Raw genomic sequence first — 15,205 nt, forward strand, 5'->3', positions numbered from 1 at the left:
TCAGACGGCCTCGTGGAACGTGCGGGACAGCACGTCGAGCTGCTGCTCGCGGGTCAGCTTGGTGAAGTTCACCGCGTAGCCGGAGACCCGGATGGTGAGCTGCGGGTACTTGTCCGGGTTCTCCATGGCGTCGAGGAGGGTCTCCCGGTTCAGCACGTTGATGTTGGCGTGGTACAGGCCCTCGCCGAAGCCGGCGTCGAGGATGCCGACCAGGTTGCTGATCCGCTCCTCGCCAGTGCGGCCCAGCGCGTCCGGCGTGATCGTGTTGGTCAGCGAGATGCCGTCCAGCGCGTCGTCGTAGGAGAGCTTGCCGACGCTGAGCATCGAGGCCAGCATGCCGTGGCTGTCGGCGCCGTTCTCCGGGTTGGCTCCCGGTGCGAACGGGGTGCCGGCCTTGTGCCCGCAGGGGAACGCGCCGGTGGCCTTGCCGTAGACGACATTGGACGTGATGGTCAGCACCGACTGGGTGGGGACGGCGTCCCGGTACATCCGGATGCTGCGGATCTTGTCCATCACGGTCTTCACGACCAGGGACGCGAGCTCGTCGGCGCGATCATCGTCGTTGCCGTACAGCGGGAACTCGCCTTCGGTGCGGTAGTCGACGACCAGCCCGGTCTCGTCGCGGACGGGGGTCACCCGCGCGTACTTGATGGCCGACAGTGAGTCGGCCACGATCGACAGCCCGGCGATGCCGCAGCCCATGGTGCGGACGACCTCGTCGTCATGGAGGGCCATTTCCATGGCCTCGTAGGCGTACTTGTCGTGGCTGTAGTGGATGATGTTCAGCGCCTCGACGTAGGTCTCGACGGCCCAGGTGAGCATCTGGTCGTACTTGGCCCAGACGGTGTCGAAGTCGAGCGGGCCGTCGCCCTCGATGGCGTCGTGATCAGGCACGATCCGCTTGCCCGACACCTCGTCGCGGCCGCCGTTGATGGCGTAGAGGAAGGTCTTGGCCGCGTTCAGCCTGGCGCCGAAGAACTGCATCTGCTTGCCGATCGCCATCGGCGAGACGCAGCAGGCGATGCCGGTGTCGTCGCCCCAGTGGCCACGAATCTCGGCGTCGTCGGTGTACTGGATCGCCGAGGTCTCGATCGAGATCAGCGAGCAGAAGTCCTTGTAGCCGGCCGGCAGCTTGGCGTCCCAGTAGACCGTGATGTTCGGCTCCGGGGCAGGGCCGAGGTTGCGCAGGGTCTGCAGCAGCCGGAAGGAGGTCTTGGTGACCAGGGTGCGGCCGTCGTCGGCGAAGCCGCCGTCGGACCAGGTCGCCCAGTACGGGTCGCCGGAGAAGATCTGGTCGTAGTCGATGGTGCGCAGGAATCGGACGATGCGCAGCTTGGTCACCAGCGCGTCGATGACCTCCTGGGCATCGGACTCGGTGATCATGCCGGCGGCGAGATCGCGCTCGGCGTAGACGTCGAAGAAGCCGGACAGGCGGCCGATGCTCATGGCGGCGCCGTCCTGGCTCTTCACCGAACCCAGGTAGGCGAAGTACGTCCACTGGACGGCCTCGACGAAGGTGGCAGCCGGACGTCCGAGGTCGAACCCGTACTCCTCGCCGAGGTTCTTGAGCTTGCGCAGAGCCTTGATCTGCTCGGCGTGCTCCTCGCGGTAGCGCGCCCAGTTCTCGCTGAACGGCTGGTCGTTGATCGAATCCATGTCGGCCTGCTTGGCCTCGATGAGCCGGTCGATGCCGTAGAGCGCGACGCGGCGGTAGTCGCCGATGATCCGGCCGCGGCCGTAGGCGTCCGGCAGGCCAGTGACGAGGTGTGCGCTACGGGCGGCGCGGATGCGCGGGGTGTAGATCTCGAAGACAGCCTCGTTGTGCGTCTTGCGGTACTTGGTGAAGACCTCCTTGAGCCGCAGGTCGGGCTCGAGCCCGGCCTCGCGGATCGCGGTCTCGACCATCCGCCAGCCACCGGCCGGCATCATCGGACGCTTCAGCGGGACGTCGGTCTGGAGGCCGACGATGACGTTGTCCTCGTCGCAGATGTAGCCGGCCGGGAAGGCGTCCACGTCGGCCGGGATGTGGGTCTCGACGTCGTAGACGCGCTTGGCGCGCTCGACGGAGAGGTAGTCACGCTGCAGGGTCTCCCAGACCGTCAGGGTGCGCTCGGTGGGGCCGGCCAGGAAGGCGGCATCCCCGGTGTAGGGCGTGTAGTTCGCCAAAATGAAGTCGCGGACGTCGATGCGCTCGGTCCAGGGGCCGGTGGTGAACCCCTCCCACGCGTCGTCCCGGTACAGCGATGGGCGAGTGTCCACTTCGGCGGTCATACAGCTCCTTCTGCGCACGCGCGCGGGTTACGCGCGCGAGCTTGGTTGGGGATGCCACCAGGTCGGCGGTTAGCCAACGGCGGCGAGCAGGCCAAAGGCCTTGCGAGAGGCAAGTCTAGAACAATTGCGACTATTGGTAGGACCAACCGGTTGCGTCTGAGACGTTCACATGAGGCACGGCGTCCCCGGAGGCGGGGCCAGCGTCGTGGCCCCGGATCGAGACGGCCTCGGTGGGGCGGGCGGGGCTCGAACCCGCGACCCAGGGATTATGAGTCCCCTGCTCTGACCGGCTGAGCTACCGCCCCCAGTGTCGTCCGCGAGTCACGGTATCGGGCGGCTCGCTCGAGCGACAAACGATGGACGGGTGTGGCGGGCGTGAGTCCGTCCGGAACCTCTCGAGGCGGAAGGACGGGGGAGTGGACATGTGGCGCCGTCCGCCTGGATGACATCGGTCCCACAACGCCACATAGGTGTTTGACAGGCCGAATCCCAGTGTATACAGTCGTGCGCAGCGGGAAACCTCCCGCGTTCCAGGTCGACGAAAGGTGCCTCGTGGCGCGGTATGAAGTTCCGGTAACCGCCCACCGATGTATGGCGGCACCACTGCGGCTGAGCTGACCTCAGCGGCCGCGGGCTGTCCTCGATGCGACAGCCCAACTGACCTGTGAGTTGACTCCAACTCACCAAGACGCCGACGCGTGCCCGTCCGAGGCGCGCTCTTTGAACGCAACTCCATCGAGTGCGGCTTTGCCGCGCCCTTGCGACGCCTTGTCGCGCACCCAGAAAGGCAATCATGAGTTCGGCACGAACCCTGAACCCACTGCGCAGAGCGGCCGCCATCGGCCTCTCCTTCGCAGTGGCCGCGACCACGATCGTGGCCACGTCGGTGCTATCCACCAGCACCGCGCGGGCCGCAGACCCGGTCTACCCCTGGTCGAAGGTGGCCAGCACCGGCGACTACCTCGCCGACGCCTACACCGGTCTGGCCTCCGGTCACGTCTTCGAGAATGTGACCACCGACCGGCTGCTCGACATCTTGTCCAGCAACGGCAACTACTACATCGCCTTCGCCGGCCCCGAGCACTCGGCCAGCCAGGCGCTGCTGCCGGTGATCGATGCTGCCGCGCGGGCCAAGGGGATCACCAAGATCTACCACTTCGATCCCTACGTGGACGGCTACCAGCTCGACTCCACCCTGAAGAACGGGATCACCGACGTCACCGGCGGCACCTCGGTGAACTTCGGCGGCACCGCCAAGATCAGTGACGTCTGGAAGCTGATCACCCAGCTGTTGCCGGCCAGCACGGTCGCCTCCGGCGGTGTCTTGGAGAACTACGCCGGTAACACCGCGGTGCTGCTGAACGTGAACATCACCGACCGCAAGAACGTCGACACCGGCAAGACCGTCACTAAGCTCGCCGAGCTCAAGGACGCCGACGTTGCCGCCTTCAACGCCGACACCGGCGGGGTCAAGACGGACGCCACCGCGGCGCTGAACACCGCCTTCACCGGCAAGACCTCCGCGGTCCGCAGCCAGTTCGAGTTCTTCTCTCGGCTCTACAACGCCAGCGCCACCAAGACCGAGGGTTCGACCCCGTCCGCCGACCGGTTCGGCACGGCGGTGAGCATCTTCGATCCGGCCGACTACCCGAACCCGGGCGACTTCGTGCTGAAGGCCATCGACGTCAAGGAGCTGTACAACCTGCTCAACTCCACCGGCGAGTTCCCGATCCTGTTCGCTGGCCAGGGCTGCCACAACACCCAGGCGATCATCGGGTCGGTGGCCAAGCGGGCCAAGGAACTGCATCTTCCTGTGGTCTACGTGGTCGACTTCGCACTGGACTCGAACGTGAAGTTCGGCACCGGTGACCTGATTGACACCGCCTCGGCCAACAGCGCCACCGGTGGCCTGTGGATCCGTTCCGGCAATGCCACGCTGGCCACCACCGCGCCCTATCGCTACGGCTACTCCTACCTCTACGGCAAGCTCGCGGAGTACTTCGGTCCGAACTGGATCACCGAGAACTCGTCGAAGAAGAGCAACTCGGTGGCCTACTACCCCAACGCTGTGCTCGGTGAGACCTCGACGACCAACCCGTTCGCTGTCGGTTTCGATCCGGCCACTCAGAAGGCCAACGCAACTCGGCTCCAGGTGCCGACCATCGTCCGCTACAACAAGGACGCCGTGGGTGGCCCGATCGTGGGCCACTGGCTGCACAAGGACAAGGTCGCGGACGGAGCCGACCAGACCTACACCGAGTACATGCTCGAGCTTTCCTGGGTTCGTCAGACCGATCTTGCCAAGGCCGACTCATCCCGTTCGGCCGGTCGTGACGGCCTGACCAAGGCCGAGTTCGGAGCCGAGGCCGTGGCCTCGCTGGATCGTGTGCTGACCCACAACGGCACTGTCATCCACGAGTTCACCAACGCTCCGGCGCCCTGGATCGAGGGGACGGCGGCAGTCGGCCAGAAGCTGGTCGCCAACCTGGAGTCCTACTGGAGCCAGTCACCGAACCTCGTCTATCAGTGGCGGGCCAACAACGTGGACATCGCCGGTGCGAACACCGACAGCTACACGATCACCCCGGCCGATGCCGGCAAGAAGATCACGGTGACCCTGACCGCATCTCGTCCGGACTACCGGACCACGACCACCGTGTCCGACCCGACCGATCCGGTCGCGTCCATTCCGTTCACCACCGCTCCGGTCCCGACGATCTCGGGAGCGGCGCAGGTCGGCTCGACCCTGACCGCCAACCCGGGCACCTGGGAGCCGACTGCCAGCCTCGCCTACAGCTGGAAGGCCAATGGCGTTGCGATCAAGGGGGCGACCGCGGCCAGCTACAAGCTGACGGCGGCTGAGGCCGGCAAGAAGATCACCGTCACGGTGACCGGATCTGCGACCGGCTACGTCCCGGTGGCCAAGACCTCGGCGGCCACGGACGCGGTGGCCAAGGTGTTCACCAAGACCCCGGCGCCCAAGTTCAAGGGCACGGCCACGGTGGGTGCCACTCTGAAGGCGAGCATCGGCAGCTGGAGTCCGGCGGCCAAGTTCGGCTACCAGTGGCTGGCCAACGGCACCCCGATCAAGGGCGCGACCAAGTCCAGCTTCACGCTGACCGCCGCGCAGCTGGGGGCCAAGATCACCCTCAGCGTGACCGGCTCCAAGAGCGGCTACGCCTCGGTGACCAAGACCTCGTCGGCGTCCAAGCCTGTCGCTGCGGCCAAGTTCACCAAGGCGCCCGCGCCGAAGATCACCGGTTCGGCCAAGGTCGGTTCGGTGCTGAAGGTGAAGCTCGGCACTTGGTCTCCCAAGGCGGGGGTGAGCTTCAGCTACCAGTGGTTCGCCGGGGGAGTGGCCATCCTCGGTGGCACCAACTCCAGCTACACCCTGACCCCGGCCGAGCTGGGCAAGAAGGTCACCGTCAAGGTGACCGCCACCAAGGCCGGCTACGTCACCACCACCAAGGCGGCCAAGCCGACCGGCTCGGTGAAGTAGCGCCCACCTCCAACCCGCTGGTGGCCCGGCTCTCGGGCCGGGCCGCCAGCCAGAAAGCAGTCCAATGCCATTCGACGTACTTTCGGCGCTCGCCCTCCTCGCGGTCGTCGCACTCTACGTGGGGATCTTCTTCCTGCGCCGTCGCAAGACCAACTTCACGATCACGATCCTGGCTGCCATGGCCGCCGGGATCCTGGTCGGTTTCGTGTTCCAGGGTCACACCGACTGGATCGTCTCCTTCGGCAAGATCTACGTGACCGTGCTGGGTGCCATCGTGATCCCGCTGATCTCGGTGTCGATCCTGTCCAGCGTCACCTCGCTCGGTTCGGTGCAGCAGCTGAAGGGGATCGGCCTGAAGTCGGTGCTCTGGTTGCTGGCCACCAATGCCATCGCCATCGTCTTGGCCATCGGGCTGGGCCTGGCCTTCGGTGTCGGCAAGGGCGCCAACCTCAGCATCGAAGGGGTGGACGCCGCCAACTTCGAACGCAGCACGGTGAGCCTGCAAGAGGTGATCATCGGCTTCTTCCCGCGCAACATCGTGTGGGACGCCGCCAATGACCACATCATCCCGGTGATCCTGTTCTCGGTGCTGATCTCGGTCTCCTACGTTCTGGTCGCGGGCAAGCACCCCGAGCGAGTGGCCCCGTTCAAGGACCTGATCGAGGCCGTCCGGGCCGTGATAAACAAGGCGGTCACCTTCATCATCGCGCTCACCCCGTACGCGGTGCTCTCGCTGGTGGCCGTCCAGACCTCGCGCGGGTTCACCAACACCGGCATCATCTGGTCCCTGCTGGTGTTCCTGGCCGTCGCCTTCCTGGCCTTCGTGATCGACACCTGGCTGCTCAACGCGACGCTGCTGAGCGTCTTCGCCCAGATCTCGCCGCTGCCGTTCTTCAAGAAGATCGTGCCGGCCCAGGTGGTCGCCTTCTCCACCCAGTCCAGCACCGGCACCTTGCCGGTGACCACGCGGGTGCTCACCGACCGGCTCGGGGTCAGCCCCGAGGTTGCCAACTTCACCGCCCCACTAGGGACGACGATCGGCATGCCGGGCTGCGCCGGGATCTGGCCGGTGCTCACTGCGATCTACGCCGTCCACGGCCTGGGCATCAACTACGGCTGGCAGGACTACCTGCTGCTCGCGGTGATGTCGCTGTTCGTCTCGATCGGCACCGCCGGCGTCCCCGGCACCGCGACCGTGGTCACTGCCAGCGTGCTGGCCGCCGTCGGGCTGCCGCTGGAGGTGATGGTGCTGACCATCCCGATCTCGTCGCTGGCCGACACCGGACGCACCGCCACCAACGTCACCGGAGCCATCGTCTCGGCCACCCTGGTCGCCCATTCCGAGGGCGAGCTCGACCGGACGATCCTCGATGACCCGACCCTGACCGATCCCACCATCGAAGAGGCGGGGACGGCACCGCTGTCGTCCGCCTCAACCCGATAGCCCGAACGCCTACTAGGAGATCTGAGATGACCAACAACACTCTGCCGAACCGAGTTCGACTGGCTCTGGCCGGCGGTGCCGCCGCCCTGGCGCTGCTCTTCACCGGCGTGGCGCCGTTCAGCGCGACGCTGGCCTACGCAGCCGGCAACGACTACACCCAGTGGGAAGACTGCGACTGGGACGGCTACGACGACCACACCGGGGTGAAGGTGCCCTGGCCCGGCTTCGACGGCACCAAGGGTGACACCCCGGCCGGTCCGTCGCCGGACTCCCAGACCGGCAAGGGGCTGAAGCCGAAGCCCACTCCCAAGCCGACGCCCACCGCATCGGCCAGTTCTTCGGCCTCGCCCAAGCCGTCCGCTTCGCCCAAGCCGTCCAGCTCGACCAAGGCGTCCACCGGCGCGAAGGAGTCGGTCAAGGCGGTCGCTACGGCGTCGTCCACCGAGTCGGCTCCGGCGACCCCGGGGGCCACTCCCACCGAAAGCACCTCGGCGGCCCCGACTCCGTCGACCTCGACGGACGTGGCTGCGCCGGTCGCACCCAGCTCGTCGGAGCCCAGCGCCGCGGCCGCCTACTCGGCCAACTCCGACGGTGGGAACCCGGAGCTGCTGATCGGCCTTTCGGTGCTCGGTGGACTGGCCGTCGTGGCCGGCATCGCAGTCGCGGCGACCACCGTGGTTCGGCGGCGCGCCAGCGCCTGACAAGCCGGTTCCCGCAGAGGAGGACTGCGCTTCGCGGCGCGGTATGCGAGAACCAATCAGTGCGGTGGGGTTCGAGAGTCGGCGCTCGAACCCCACCGTCTCCTCATGATTACTTAGTGCTCGCTCAGCCGGATGTAAACGGTCGTCTACGGCCGTGCTAGCCTGGAGAGCGATTGCACTGGGGGATGGCGGAGCCATTGGCTGACCGCCGCATTTTGGGGGGAATACATCGTGGCTAGTTTTGGCATGCCCGAAAGGGGAAACAGCGGACGCGGAAAGCGTGCACTGGGCTTGTCTGGAGCAGCACTGCTGGCTCTGCTGGCCGGCGTCGTCGGCGCAGCAGGACCCGCGCAAGCGGCGTCCAGTACGTTCAATCCGTTTGATGTGAACCAGGGGTTCACCGTTGTCACCAAGGGTGACGCATACCTGAACAACAGCGAGTTCGAGGGGTCGATCGCGGTTCTGGGCTCGATCTCTTCGGGTAACCAGAACGGCTACCCGATGATCCATCAGGCCGCCGGGACGCCCGACTATGTGGTGCCCACCATCGATGGGGTGCCGGTCCGGATCCTCGCTGATCGCTTCGTCGGCTCCGGCGGCTTCGAGCTGAGCAACCGGGACGATTCGCACACCATCTCGCCCACGTCGCCGGAGGCGACGGCCGTGCTGAAGTTGGCCGACATCGCCGGGCTGACCGGCTCGGCTCGCGGCGGCGGCAATGGCCCGGCGGCCGGCACCGACTTCCTGCGGGTCACCAACTCATCCGGCGGCATTCTCGATCTGAAGACCGTGCCCTATCGGGGCTCAACGGTCAGCTCGCTCAAGAGTGAGAAGTCCTCGGCGGCGGCCTACTTCGGCGAGCTTGATGCCAAGGTCGCGCGCGCCAATCAGTGCCTGGCTTCCCTCTACGATCCGACGCTGGCGGCCAGCAACCAGGTCGCGGTGGCCAATGACGGTGGCATGGTGTTCGTCTCCGGCTTCGCCACCGATCGCCCCAACGTCATCGACTACAGCCAGATCGCCGGCAAGACCATCAAGATGGATCGTGCCAACGGCTACCGGCCGACGGCGTCCGCGCCGCTGATCATCCGGGTGGCGCCGGGCACTACCACCTTGGGCCAGCTCCGGTTCGAGGGTTGGTCCTCGCAGCGCGGTGCGCAGCAGGACCTGGCTCGCTACATCCTGCTGGACCTGTCCCAGGTGACCGGTGCGGTGTCGGTGGACGGCCTCGAGATGGGCGCGATCTGGGCGCCCCAGGCGAGCCTGAACTTCAGCTCCGGAATCACCACCAACGGCCAGTGGTTCGCTCAGAACCTGACCAGCGCCGGTGGCGGCGAGATCCATCACCACGCCTTCCTGGGTGAGTTGCCCTGCGCCAGCGCCCCGGTCGTCCCGGTGGAGCCGACGCCGACTGAGACCAGCCCGACCGTGGAGCCGACCCCGACGGAGACGAGTACTCCGGTGGAGCCCACGCCCACTCCGACTGAGACGAGTGCTCCGGTGGAGCCGACTCCGACCGAGACCAGCTCCCCGGCAGAGCCGACGCCGACTCCGACGGAGACGAGTGCTCCGGTGGAGCCGACTCCGACCGAGACCAGCTCCCCGGTGGAGCCGACTCCGACTGAGACGAGTGCCACGGTGGAGCCGACTCCGACCGAGACCAGCTCCCCGGCAGAGCCGACGCCGACCCCGACCGAGACCAGCGCGACTCCGACGGCGACTCTCGATCCCGAGGGCGGCCAGACCTCTCAGCCGACCATCGAGCCGACCCCAACAGCGCCGGTCGACCCGGCCGGTGAGCCGACTCCGACTCCGACCCCGACGGTCGACCCGACGTCGACGGCGAGTGGTTCGGTGGTACCCACGGTGGCGCCGACCACCGACGTGAACGGTGATCCGTCCAAGCAGCTGGCCTTCACTGGCACGGATCTGATCTGGCCGATCGGTGGCGGTGTGATCGCACTGCTGCTCGGGACCGGACTGCTGCTGATCACGCGTCCCTGGGCTCGGCGGAGCTAGCCGGCAACCTCGGCGGATCGGCGAGCCAACACCTCGTCGATCTGCCCGTCCACGTCGACCACCCCGGCTGCCGTGAGGGTGAACCGCAGGAAGTGCAGCGGTTCGCCCCGGGCGGCCGGGGAGTAGACGTGGGCTGACAACGCCGCCTCCCCGATGCTCGTGATGAGGGCGTACTCGGCCAGTTCGCTTGCCGAGCTCGGTTCCGGCAGTTCGCCCAGCTGGAGGGCACGCTCGAGGAAGGCCGCCAAGGCGGAGCGCCACACGGCGACCACTTCGGTCATGGCGAAGGTGGGTGAGGTCCGGTCGGTGATCAGGACCGCGGCCGCGGCCGCCAGCGGCTTCGCCTCCGAGGCCGTGCCCAGCTCCACCAGGAAGTCGATCATGGCCCGGATTCCGCTGTCGGGGTAGGCCTGCGCGGAACGCTCGCGCTGGCTGACCACCTCGGCCCGCAAGTTCTCCACCAAGGCCTGAGCGAGCGCCTCCTTTGTGGGGAAACGCCTCACCAGAGCGCCCTTTGTCAGGCCGAGGCGACTGGCGATGGCCGACAGCGAGGATGCCGCGTAGCCGTGCTGCAACATCTCGGCAGCGGCGGCGTCAAGGATGCTCTCGCGGGTCGGCATCTAGGATCGAGCCTCCGATCGGTCGCATCGTTTGGGCGACGCCATCGACGCATATCGTAGCGAGCGTGGCGCGCCCAGAGGATCACCAGCTCAGGCCGCTGGAGGTGTAGCTGGCCAGTTCGATCCCGCGGTCGGCCAGCATGGCGAGAACCCGCTGCGAACTGACCAGTTCGAGGTCGCGAGCCCGGACGATGTGGTAGCTGGTGATGTCGATCAGCTCGGCGTCCAGATAGCCGGGGTGGACGATCAGGAGGCTGATCTCGTGCGCGGCGATCGCGTCGAGTTGTGCCTCGAAGGCGCCGATCGGGTCGCAGCCGGCCTGCGCCTCGGCGCTGAACGGTGCCGCGTACCAGGAGTTCTCCACTTGGTGCACCCGGTGGTAGCGCAGCAGATCGTCCATCACCGGCACGCCGGCCTCGGCGGCCACCTCGTGGAGCACCTGATCGAGCATGGGGCTGATGATCGAGTGGTGGTGCACGTAGGCCGGCGGGCGGCCGACCAGCTCGAAGAAGCGGACGAGCTGAGCCCTGGCCTCCGCCAGCGTCTGCTCGTGATCGAACGGCTCGGGCTCGAAGGTGGAGTAGAAGCCCTCCTGCGCCACGGTGCGATGCGACGCCTTGATCTGATGCGAGGTGCGGAAGTTGCCGTCGAGGCCGACCAGCCCGGGCACCTGGTCGGCGCTGAGCAGGGGAGCGCCGGTGACCAGGTTCAGGTCCAGGCCGAGGTCGAGCCGGGTGATGCCGGCCAACTCGGCGGCCGCGAAGGCAGCGTCGGGGCGGTTGGTGAACAGCCCGGCGGCCCGGACCATGCCGGCCTTGACTGAATGGATCGTGCCAAGGGTGGCGGCGTGAGTGATGGCCAGGTCGTCGGCCTGGACGATCAGCTTGGGCATACAGAGCTCTCTTCTTCGGGGGACGCTCAGGCGTCGGTGTCGGGGATCGTCTGGGTGGACTCGTCGGCGGAGATCACGTCGTCTTGGAGCCGGCGCAGGTGGAGCATCAGGTAGAGCTCCTCCTCTTCGGTCACCACGGTGGCGAACTGACCTTGCAGATAGTCGCCGAGGTGCCGGGCGCAGGCGTAGGTGTCGGGGTACTGCCGCTTCAAGGTCTGGAAGATCTCGTCGAAGGATCCGGCGAAGGCCTTGTTGTGGGTGAGTCGCTGGATCACGAACTTCACATGGGTGAGGAATCGGGTGGTGCTCGCCCCGGCCGTGTTCAGACTGACTCCCAGATCCTGCTCGACCAGCTCGATCACATCGTGCAGGGCCTTGCCCAGGTTCAGCGCGCGGGCCGGGTCGCCGACAAGTCCGGCGCTGGCCAAGTGCATGGCTACGAAGCCGGCCTCATCCAGCGGCAGTCGCACGCCGACCGCCTCGTGCAGTTCCTCCAGCACCTCCAGCGCGATCGCGAACTCGGTGGGATAGCTCAGCTTGGTCTCCCACAGCATCGGGTTGTAGATCGGCTGCCCGGCGTCGACCCGCTTGAGCGCTTGCGCGAAGTGGTCGGCCAGAGCGACCTCGAGGGCCGGGGTAAGGCTGAGCCCATGACGCCGCTTGAGTGCCGTGGAGATCCGGGTGGTGGCGCTGAGCACCTCGTAGGGCAGTTCCAGCAGCACCCGGAAGCCGCCACTCTTGGCCAGCCCGGTCATCCGGAAGACTCTCTCCACCTTGGACTCGTCCACGGCCTGGCCGCGGCTGGTCAGATAGCCGACGCCGGCACCGGTAGCGATCACTTCCTCGTGGGCGTCATCCACGGCCATCACGATGTTGTTGTTGTAGATCCGCTTGATGACGAGCACTGATCCTCCTTTGCTGGCGGGTTGCCGTCCGTGGCGGCGGACGGCAACCCACGTTGACCGCCGTGGGTCAGTCGGCCTTGGGGCCAACGATGAACAACGGCGAACCTGCCTCGATCGGCCCGTCGGCCAGCACGGTCAGTTGCTGCGACTTGGCCAGGTTGGTGACCACCACCGGGCTGACCACAGAACAGCCGGCCGCGGTGATCGCCGCCGCATCGAACTTCAGCAGCGCCTGGCCGGCGGTGACCCGCTGTCCCTGCTCAACCAGCAGGGTGAACGCGGCACCGTCCAGGCGAACCGTCTCGATGCCGACGTGAATCAGCAGGTCGATCCCGGTATCGGTGCGCAGCCCGATGGCGTGGGCCGTGCTGGGCGCGGCCACGATGGTCCCGTTGGCCGGGGCCACCACCTGGTCGGAACTGGGCACGATCGAGACCCCCGGGCCGATCAGGCCGCCGGCGAAGACCGGATCGCCGGTCTTCTCCAGCGGACGGACGACGCCGGCCAGCGGCGAGGTCACCGTCACCGGCACGGTGGACGCGGTGGCGTCCGCCACCCCACCGAAGCCGGCCACACCGCGCGGTGCAGTGGCCTCGACCTCGTCGAAGCTGGACGTGCTGCCCGGCTTCTCGTAGCCCCAGAACTGGATCAGCAGCACGGCCACGGTCACGCCGGTGACCAGGCCGAGCACGGCACCGATCATCGGCACGAACAGCGGCAGGGCCAGGATCGGAGCCGGGCTGAACCCGGTCATCACCGTGTGGAACAGGCTCAGCACCAGGCCGGACGCGGCCGCCGAGATCACCTCGATGACCAGCAGTCGCCGGTAGCGCAGCACCAGGCCGTACAGGGTCGGCTCGGTGATGCCGCCGATGACCACCGAAAGGCTGGCCGCAGCGGCCGTATCGCGCAGCGGCTGGTTCTTCTCCCGAGCGGCCTTGATCAGCATGCCCAAGGCGATGCCCATCATCGCGTACTGGTAGCCGGCACCGGCACCCAGGATCACGGAGCCACCGTTGGCCATCTCGACCAGGCCGATCGTGATGATCGCCCAGTGGATGCCCAGCGAGACCAGCAGCACCCACACCGCGGGCACCACCAGGTAGAACACGAACGGTGCGGTGGTGCTCAGCCACGAGGTGCCGGACGCGATCGAGTTGGCGACCACCGAGCCGATCGGGCCGAAGACCAGCACGGTCAGCGGAACCAGAATCAGCAGTTCCAGGGTCGGGTTGAACACCTGCTGCAGTGCCTTCGGCATCCAGCGCTTCAGTCCGCGATCCAGGCCGGCCAGGGCCAGCGCGATCAGGATCGAGGGGAACATCGTGTTGGCGTAGCCGTACATGAACAGCGGCAGCCCGAACGCCTGCGCGACCGTCCCGGTCTCGCCGATGCCGGCGAAGCTCGGGTGCAGCAGGGCTGCGGCGATGGTCGCGCCCAGGTACGGGTTGGCACCGAGCTTCCGGGTGGCGGTGAAGCCGACGAAGATCGGCAGGAAGTAGAACACGGCGTTGCCGGCCGCACTCAGCACCAGGTAGGTCGGGTCGGTCGGAGCCAGCACGCCGAACTGGGTCAGCAGCAGGGCCAGCACCTGGACCAGTGCGGCACCGGTGATCGGAGCCAGCAGCGGCTGGAAGGTCGCCCCCAGGAAGTCGAACACCCGATCCAGCGGGCTGGCCTTCGCCGCGCCACTGGACGAGCCGGCCTCTGCCAACCGGGACCATCCGGGAAGGCCGAGCACCTGGTCGCGTACCTGATCGACGTGAGTGCCGATCACCACCTGAATCTGGCCACCGGCCTTGATCGCCTGCAGCACGCCCGGAATCTTGCCGAGCTCGGCCAAGTTCACCTTGGACTCGTTCTTCACGACGAATCGCAGTCTGGTGGTGCAGGAGCCGACCCACGTGACGTTGTCGGAGCCGCCCACCTGGGCCGCAATCTCTTGCGCGAGGGTTGTCGTCTCGCTAGCCATCTTTTCCTCTCACTTCTGTGGAAGTCGAGAGGTCTCGCCTGCGCCAAACGCAAAAAGAGACCCCAACCGTCGCTCAACCGACAGCGGAGGTCTCGCCTGCGTGCGCAGTAGCAATCCTCATTGATGCGGGCAGTGTGCCCGCGAGAATGGTCGCGCCCGGGCTGGCAAGTGTCAACCCCTGGGCGGCCGTCCGGGGGTTGACCGGGGCATTCCTACCACCGGCCGAGCGGCCAGGTCGGATCAGGCCAGGGCGCTCAGCCGGACCGAGCGGCTGCGGGTCAGATGCGCCTCCATGGCGGCATGGGCTGCGGCATCGTCCCGGTTGCGGATGGCGTCCAGGATCGCGGCGTGCTCGGCATTGGTGATGTGCAGGTCATCGGTGCGTCCGGGCGGGCCCTGGTCGTAGATCCGCAGCTGCGCCGACCAGCGCTCAAGCGTGGTCGAGATGGTCTGGTTGTGGGCGGCCTCCCACAAGGCGCGATGCCAGGAGGCGTCGGCTTCGTGGCCGGTCAGGGTGTCGGCGGCCTCGGTGCTGGCTCGATGCAGGCTCTCCAGCCGGAGCAGGTCCAGGTCGGTGCGCTTGCGGGCGGCGGCAGCAGCGGCGGCCGGCTCGAGGGCGATCCGGCCTTCGTAGATCTCGATCACGTCTTCGGCGGTGCCGGTGCGGACTCGGAAGCCACCTTCGGTGCGCTCGATCAGACCCTCATGCTGCAGTGCGGTCAGGGCTTCGCGGACCGGCGTCCGAGAGACCCCGTAGCGGGTGGCCAGGGACGTCTCCAGCAGCCGCTGACCCACCGGGAACTCGCCGCTGAGAATGTCGGCACGGATCCGGAGGTACTGGTCAGTGGCCAGTGACTCTGCTCCGCTGCGGCTCAACATGTG

At 67.2% G+C, this 15,205-nt stretch carries 10 protein-coding genes and 1 tRNA gene; 4 read left to right on the forward strand and 7 right to left on the reverse strand.

Translation table 11 applies throughout. From position 1 onward, the window contains the following. Together pflB and ATK74_RS03840 are read right to left on the reverse strand one after the other, a co-directional pair. Positions 1-2,271, reverse strand: a complete 2,271-nt coding sequence (pflB, locus tag ATK74_RS03835) for a formate C-acetyltransferase (RefSeq protein WP_098459801.1) — start codon at positions 2,269-2,271, stop codon at positions 1-3. A 231-nt stretch (positions 2,272-2,502) separates the two neighbouring features. Continuing rightward, positions 2,503-2,576, reverse strand: a tRNA-Ile gene (locus tag ATK74_RS03840). A 488-nt stretch (positions 2,577-3,064) separates the two neighbouring features. On the opposite strand from ATK74_RS03840, the gene ATK74_RS03845 reads away from it, so the two are divergent. The 4 genes from ATK74_RS03845 (at position 3,065) to ATK74_RS03860 (ending at position 9,934) form a co-directional block, all read left to right on the forward strand. Beyond that, positions 3,065-5,770, forward strand: coding sequence for a hypothetical protein (locus ATK74_RS03845; protein ID WP_098459802.1), 2,706 nt, complete (start codon positions 3,065-3,067; stop codon positions 5,768-5,770). 64 nt (positions 5,771-5,834) lie between these two features. Then, on the forward strand, positions 5,835-7,214 hold the full coding sequence (locus ATK74_RS03850) for a dicarboxylate/amino acid:cation symporter (protein ID WP_098459803.1): 1,380 nt from the start codon (positions 5,835-5,837) through the stop codon (positions 7,212-7,214). Positions 7,215-7,240: 26 nt separating this feature from the next. Continuing rightward, positions 7,241-7,915, forward strand: a complete 675-nt coding sequence (locus ATK74_RS03855; protein WP_098459804.1) for a hypothetical protein — start codon at positions 7,241-7,243, stop codon at positions 7,913-7,915. A 291-nt stretch (positions 7,916-8,206) separates the two neighbouring features. Then, entirely contained in the window at positions 8,207-9,934 is a 1,728-nt protein-coding gene (locus ATK74_RS03860; protein WP_169923720.1) for a collagen-binding domain-containing protein, read from the forward strand. Here ATK74_RS03860 and ATK74_RS03865 read toward each other — a convergent pair. The 5 genes from ATK74_RS03865 to ATK74_RS03885 all read right to left on the reverse strand — a co-directional run bounded on the left by ATK74_RS03865 (position 9,931) and on the right by ATK74_RS03885 (position 15,202). Further along, positions 9,931-10,554, reverse strand: coding sequence for a TetR/AcrR family transcriptional regulator (locus ATK74_RS03865; protein ID WP_098459806.1), 624 nt, complete (start codon positions 10,552-10,554; stop codon positions 9,931-9,933). The genes ATK74_RS03860 and ATK74_RS03865 overlap by 4 nt on opposite strands. Positions 10,555-10,636: 82 nt before the next feature. Then, positions 10,637-11,446, reverse strand: a complete 810-nt coding sequence (locus ATK74_RS03870) for a ChbG/HpnK family deacetylase (RefSeq protein ID WP_098459807.1) — start codon at positions 11,444-11,446, stop codon at positions 10,637-10,639. A 26-nt stretch (positions 11,447-11,472) separates the two neighbouring features. Beyond that, positions 11,473-12,351: a PRD domain-containing protein gene (locus ATK74_RS03875; RefSeq protein ID WP_098459808.1), complete on the reverse strand. Its 879-nt coding sequence runs from the start codon at positions 12,349-12,351 to the stop codon at positions 11,473-11,475. A gap of 67 nt (positions 12,352-12,418) precedes the next feature. Continuing rightward, complete coding sequence (locus ATK74_RS03880) at positions 12,419-14,323, reverse strand: glucose PTS transporter subunit IIA (RefSeq protein ID WP_098459809.1); 1,905 nt, start codon at positions 14,321-14,323, stop codon at positions 12,419-12,421. A 240-nt stretch (positions 14,324-14,563) separates the two neighbouring features. Next, a complete protein-coding gene (locus ATK74_RS03885) occupies positions 14,564-15,202 on the reverse strand; it encodes a GntR family transcriptional regulator (protein WP_098459810.1) in 639 nt (212 codons plus the stop codon). Positions 15,203-15,205 lie beyond the last annotated feature (3 nt).

Source organism: Propionicimonas paludicola, from assembly GCF_002563675.1.
Lineage (GTDB): Bacteria > Actinomycetota > Actinomycetes > Propionibacteriales > Propionibacteriaceae > Propionicimonas > Propionicimonas paludicola.